Annotated in this window: 4 protein-coding genes and 1 pseudogene; 1 reads left to right on the top strand and 4 read right to left on the bottom strand. The window is 74.4% G+C overall.

All coding sequences use genetic code 11. From position 1 onward, the window contains the following. A partial coding sequence (locus tag ACTUAL_RS06800; RefSeq protein ID WP_440899653.1) for a hypothetical protein occupies positions 1-321 on the bottom strand: 321 nt, incomplete at its 3' end. Between ACTUAL_RS06800 and ACTUAL_RS06795 the strand changes: the two are divergent. Continuing rightward, a pseudogene (locus tag ACTUAL_RS06795) lies at positions 242-448 on the top strand (signal peptidase I); the annotation flags it as partial. The gene ACTUAL_RS06800 and the pseudogene ACTUAL_RS06795 overlap by 80 nt on opposite strands. Before the next feature lie 139 nt (positions 449-587). On the opposite strand, the gene ACTUAL_RS06790 reads toward ACTUAL_RS06795, so the two are convergent. From ACTUAL_RS06790 to ACTUAL_RS06780, 3 genes are read right to left on the bottom strand one after another with little or no spacing between them, the layout of a single operon-like run. Beyond that, positions 588-1,322, bottom strand: coding sequence for a DUF3159 domain-containing protein (locus tag ACTUAL_RS06790; RefSeq protein ID WP_440899652.1), 735 nt, complete (start codon positions 1,320-1,322; stop codon positions 588-590). Between the two features lie 44 nt (positions 1,323-1,366). After that, positions 1,367-1,729, bottom strand: coding sequence for a hypothetical protein (locus ACTUAL_RS06785; protein WP_440899651.1), 363 nt, complete (start codon positions 1,727-1,729; stop codon positions 1,367-1,369). Further along, complete coding sequence (locus ACTUAL_RS06780; RefSeq protein ID WP_440899650.1) at positions 1,726-2,673, bottom strand: extradiol ring-cleavage dioxygenase; 948 nt, start codon at positions 2,671-2,673, stop codon at positions 1,726-1,728. The genes ACTUAL_RS06785 and ACTUAL_RS06780 overlap by 4 nt, the downstream gene beginning before the upstream one ends. Positions 2,674-2,715: the final 42 nt, after the last annotated feature.

The raw sequence follows: 2,715 nt of genomic DNA, 5'->3' as shown, positions 1-2,715 counted from the left end.
CCTCACGCTGCTGCCCGGCGACACGATCGAGTGGGCCGGCGTCGCGACCATCCGCGGCGAGGTCCCCTCCTCGCGGCTGTCCGCCTCGATCGTCAACCTCAGCGGCACCGAGGACGGCTGCAAGGGCGCCGAGGCCACGGTCCACCCCTCGTGCACCGACACCGCCGGCCAGGGCCAGCTCCGCGACGCCGCGACGGTCCGCGCGACCGGCGCGGTGTCCCTCACCGTCCTCAGCGGCAGCATGGCGCCGTCGCTGCCGGCGGGGACCGTGGTGGTGGTGCGGGAGGTCGAGCCGGACACGATCCGTCCCGGCGACGTCATCACGTTCCAGACCGCGGCCGGTGAGGACTCCTACGTCACGCACCGCGTCGTGGAGGTCGTCGGGGGCGAGGTCCCGTACGCGGTGACCAAGGGCGACGCCAACCCCGCCCCGGACCCGGAGCCGGTGCCGCTGGAGTCGGTCCGGGGTGCGGTCTGGTACGCGGTCCCCTTCGTGGGCTGGCCGAGCGGGCTGCTCGGCTTCACCGGTGGCAGCGGGGAGGTGCTCGCCGCCGGCGCGCTGCTGGTCTACGCGCTGTCGCAGCTGCTCATGCTCGGACGCGACCGTCGTCGCGCCCGCGGGAGCGCCCGTCGGGGCCCTGCGGCCGCGGCGGCGTCGGGAGGGGCGCGTCACCGGACGGCGCCGTCCCCGGGGCCTGCGGGTGCCGCAGCCCCGGGTGCGACGGTGGCAGCAGGCGGCGCACGGTCCACCAGCTGAGGGCCACCACCGCGGTCACCAGCGGCCACGACAGGACGGCCCGGGCCACCCCGAGCGCGAGGACCTGCTCCGCGGCCCACAGCGACACGAAGACGACCGAGCGCAGCACGTAGCTGCCGACCCACCACCAGCTGGCCCGCGAGTAGGCCCGCAGCAGGTCGGGGTCGCGACGCCAGGCGCCGCGCTGCCGCAGCACGCCGCCCACCACGAGGCCGAGCAGCGGCCGGCGCAGCCACACCGACAGCGCCCAGGCCAGGGCGCTGGCGCCGTGGGCGAGCAGCTGCAGGAGGACGAAGTCGACGGCCCGGCCGGTCCGGGCCACCACCAGCGCGCTGAGGAGCGTCGCGAGCAGCCCCAGCAGCGCCGCGCGGGGCGGCCGGCCGCGCAGCACCCGCCCGGCGCCGAGCACCGCCGAGGCCGCCACGGCCACCACGAGCGCGGTGGTGAGGTCCTCGCGCCACACGAGCACGCCGACGAACGCCAGGCCCGGCAGGGACGCGTCGAGGGCGGCGGTGCGCCCGCCCAGGAGGGTGACGAGGCTGTCGGCGGGCTGCGGGGCGCTCACCGCAGGAGTATCGGCGGCCCTCGCCCGCCGCAGCAGGACCTACGTCACGTCTGGATGTCGGGGTAGGGCATCGAGTAGTGCGAGAGCCGGCGGGCGTAGTCCAGCTGGTACCCCAGGGGCTCGGCGTGGTCGCGCTCGAACATCGCGATGAACAGCGTGAGGGTGAGGAACGGGTGCGCGCCGAGCCCGAACAGGGCCGGATGGTCGTGCGTGCGCAGGGCCCCGCGCGCCTCGCCGGAGAACGCCAGCCAGGACGAGCGCTCGACGCCGTGGCCGGCGACGATCCCGTTGGCCTCCACCGCCTCCCACCACTCCACGCTCCCGACCGGGTCCTCGCGGTAGCGCTCGACGAGCTCGGGGTCGCGGTCGACGCAGAAGAGGAACTTGTTCAGCAGGTAGCGGCTCATGCGCGGGCCTCCGGGGTCCCGGTCGGCGTGAGGAGGGCGGGGGCGGCCGGCAGGTGGTGCGCGAGCGCGCCGCCGGCGAGCTCCGCCGGCACCCCGCCCGGGAACCACGTGAAGTACGCCTCCATGGTGTGGAACAGGTCGAGGTGGTCGGCGTGGTCGGCGCGGACGCCCTCCCCGGCCACGCCCATCATCAGCATGAAGTCCATGAAGCCGTGGGTGGCGTTGCCGGGGGCGTGCAGGGACTCCAGCGTCACCTCCGCCAGCGTCCGCTCGATGTCGCCCGAGGCGATCCACTCCACGGCCCTTCGGTCGAAGTCGGGGTCGGGACCGTGCGGGCCGAACTGCCGGGGACCGCCCAGCTCCAGGGACAGGTGGCCCGTGCCGATGACGGCCACGCGCTTGTCGCTGGGCCAGGACTGCACCATCTCCCGGATCGCGCGGCCCAGCTGCACGAAGCGCCTGGGCTGCGGCAGCGGCGGGGCGAAGATGTTCGTGTACACCGGCACGATCGGCAGGTCGTTCTGCGGCCGCAGCGTGATGATCGGGCACGTCACCGAGTGGTCGATCCGCAGCTCGTTGCTGAAGGCCAGGTCGAAGCCCAGGTCCAGGCCGTTGCGCAGCAGGTGCCCGGACAGGTCCCGGTCCCCGGCCATGTGCATGCGCGGCAGGCCGAACTCGCGCTCCTCGTTGTACCAGTTGGCGTCGTAGCGCTCGGCGTGGCCGATGAGGAACTGCGGCATGTTGTCCAGCCACAGCTGGTGGAAGTGGTCGCTGCCGACCATCACGAGCACGTCGGGGCGGGCCGCGGTCAGCGTGGCCCGGAACCGCTCGATCTTCGCGACCCACTCGTCGGCGAAGGGCGGGCGGTCCGCGCCCGTGGCGGTGCTCGCCCGGTAGTAGAACGGGTGGTGCGTGGAGGCGATGACGGCGACGATCTCTGCCACTGCGGGGACTCCTTCGTCCTTCTCGGCCGGTGCTGCTCAGGC

Source organism: Actinosynnema sp., from assembly GCF_052038725.1.
The sequence above is the reverse complement of the archived record's forward strand: the minus strand, read 5'-3'. Positions and strand labels throughout refer to the sequence as shown.

Bases quoted from the DNA above. Each gene is read 5' to 3' on its own strand.
- ACTUAL_RS06785 (WP_440899651.1), bottom strand. From the start codon at position 1,729: ATGAGCCGCTACCTGCTGAACAAGTTCCTCTTCTGCGTCGACCGCGAC.